This is a genomic window from Corynebacterium vitaeruminis, from assembly GCF_001054325.1.
Lineage (GTDB): Bacteria > Actinomycetota > Actinomycetes > Mycobacteriales > Mycobacteriaceae > Corynebacterium > Corynebacterium vitaeruminis_A.
Genome location: NZ_JVVM01000030.1, coordinates 1 through 2,588 on the forward strand (window position 1 = coordinate 1; position 2,588 = coordinate 2,588).

Consider the following 2,588-nt stretch of genomic DNA (forward strand, 5'->3'; position numbering starts at 1 on the left):
ACACACCCACAAAACAACCACCACAACCAAGCAGCAGCCACCCCGTGAGCGGCAAGAAGGAACACTACCAAATTCGCAAGTTCTTAGTCAAACAACTGACGAACATTAAACGAATAGTGAAGAAAATGTTCCCCCGTGTTCAACGCTGACTGAGAATCCTACCTAGGGAGCTAAACTCCCTGGCAGCGACGCTGTCGCGCTGACTTCGATTACATTACACATGATTCACAGACAAAGCGAATCCGCAGGTCAAATCTCATATTCAAGCCTATCGCAGCCCCCTGGAGGGATTGAACCCTAGAGTTTCACTTAAAGTTCATTTGTTTTGAACGCGCGCATGAGTGACCAACATCTTTCGGCTCAATATCGCAGCAACTGATGACCGCTGGAAGGTTCCGTCGTAAAGCGAAATTGAATGATTCCACCCCAACACAAAGCGCCAGTGGGGAAAAGTTGGGCTTGGGAACTAGAGTCGAGCTGTGACTACATCAGCGAATACCGATGCTCGGACGGTCCATCCGGTCGATGAATATCCGGGCCATGTGAAACTGCTAATACTCGGCTTTCAACATGTGCTCGCCGCGTATGCAGGCGCGGTGGCTGTCCCGCTTTTCGTGGGCTGGGCACTTGTGGATGCCGGACGTATGTCCCCATCCGATATTCCACACCTCATTGCCGCGGACTTGTTCGTTGCCGGCATCGCCACCATTGTGCAGTCGGTGGGTATTTGGCGATTTGGTGTGCGGCTTCCACTGATTCAGGGCTGTACCTTCTCTGCTGCGATTCCGATGGTCACTATCGGATCGCAGTACGGCGTGCCCGCGATTTACGGTTCGGTGATTGCATCGGGCATTTTTATGATGCTCTTTGCACCACTTTTTGCGTCCCTTCTGCGCCTATTTCCGCCGTTGGTCACTGGTACAGTGCTGTTGATTATTGGTACGACGCTAATGCCAGTCGCAGCCGACTGGGTAGGCGGCGGTGCTGAAATCAAGGACACTCCTGATTACGGCGCACCCGAAAACTTGGCAGTAGCTGCGTTTGTGTTGGTCTTAATTCTCAGTATCGAGCGTTGGGCGCCGGAATGGCTAGCCCGAATTGCCGTCCTCGTGGGCATGATTTCTGGTTTGCTGCTTTGTATTCCATTGGGAATGGTGGATTGGTCTGGAACTAAGGACTCACCGATCTTTGGACTGACGCATCCGTTCTATTTCGGCATGCCTGAGTTCGTCTTCTCAGCCGTGTTTGCCATGTGCATTGTTTCGCTTGTGACTATGGTCGAAGCGACTGGCGACGTGCTTGCAATAGGTGAGATTACCAACTCAGAGATTGATGATCGCCGTATTGCCGACACACTGCGTGCCGACGGTGCTGCGACCGTAATCGGCGGTATTTTCAATACCTTCCAGTACACGGCCTTTGCGCAGAACATCGGAGTCCTGTCTATTACGGGAGTCCGATCCCGTTGGGTAACCGCAGCTGCAGGTGGCATGTTGCTGATTCTGGGTTTGATTCCGAAGACGGCTGCGCTGGTAGCTGCCATCCCGGCTCCGGTTCTGGGCGGTGCAGGTATCGCGCTGTTCGGTATGGTCGCAGCATCGGGCGTTCGAACATTGTCCAAGGTTAAGTTCACTGAATCCAACGTAATTGTGGTCGGAATTCCCCTGGCTCTGGCACTACTGCCGGCGGTATCACCGGACTTGTTTACCGGCCTTCCTGCCTGGGCACAGACTTTTATGGCCTCAGGTATCTGTGTTGGTTCCGTCGCTGCGATTATCTTGAACCTGCTGTTCAATACGGCCGACCGCGCACCACACGCAGTAGAGCCGAGCGCTCACGACACCTTCCGCGGCGGTATCAACTCTGAAGATGAGGACCACGATGGCTACGGCGACGTCCCAATGGCTAAGCCGAGCAGTAATAACTAACTTCGGTACTTTGATTAGCGCGGCTGCATAGCTTAATCCCAGGCAGCGCTAACCTAACTAAATACGGCACATTCCCGTATGGGCGCAGGCAATACCTCACCCATACGGGATTTTCTTTTGGCGCGATCGAGAAAGCCGCCACAGTATCTCGTAGGTACGACTCGAAAATCAGAGCTGACTACTAAGTAAGCGTATGTCTCCCTATTTGGACAGCTTGGTACTAAAGCCTCATTTGAACCGGGGTACCTGTATGTAGGGATGAGTGGCGGTGATAGTCACAGACGTGCAATAGATGAATCGCACATGCCAACAAGCTAAGTGCCAGAATTCGAGGAGCCTCCGCGACCGATCTACTGCGCACCGGCGCCCTTTCAAGTACCCATAACCAAGCAAAATCAGTGGCCATCACCGAGACATAAGCTACGACATATATCAATTAAATGTTGTTTACTGTTGGGTGTAAAAAAAAAGGGGCCGTGGCACCCACCCCACACGGGATGAGCACCACGACCCACAAAAAAATTCTATGCCGGCGGCGACCTACTCTCCCACACCCTCCCGAGTGCAGTACCATCGGCGCTGGTGGACTTAGCTTCCGGGTTCGGAATGGGACCGGGCGTGACCCCACCGCTAACACCACCGACAAAAACCAGGCAACAA

At 53.1% G+C, this 2,588-nt stretch carries 1 protein-coding gene and 1 rRNA gene; one reads left to right on the top strand and one right to left on the bottom strand.

All coding sequences use genetic code 11. The features are described from left to right. Nucleotides 1-479 precede the first annotated feature (479 nt). Complete coding sequence (locus ADA16_RS09705; protein WP_048761472.1) at nucleotides 480-1,928, top strand: nucleobase:cation symporter-2 family protein; 1,449 nt, start codon at nucleotides 480-482, stop codon at nucleotides 1,926-1,928. A 527-nt stretch (nucleotides 1,929-2,455) separates the two neighbouring features. Here ADA16_RS09705 and rrf read toward each other — a convergent pair. After that, nucleotides 2,456-2,572: ribosomal RNA gene (gene rrf, locus ADA16_RS09710) — 5S ribosomal RNA — on the bottom strand. Nucleotides 2,573-2,588 lie beyond the last annotated feature (16 nt).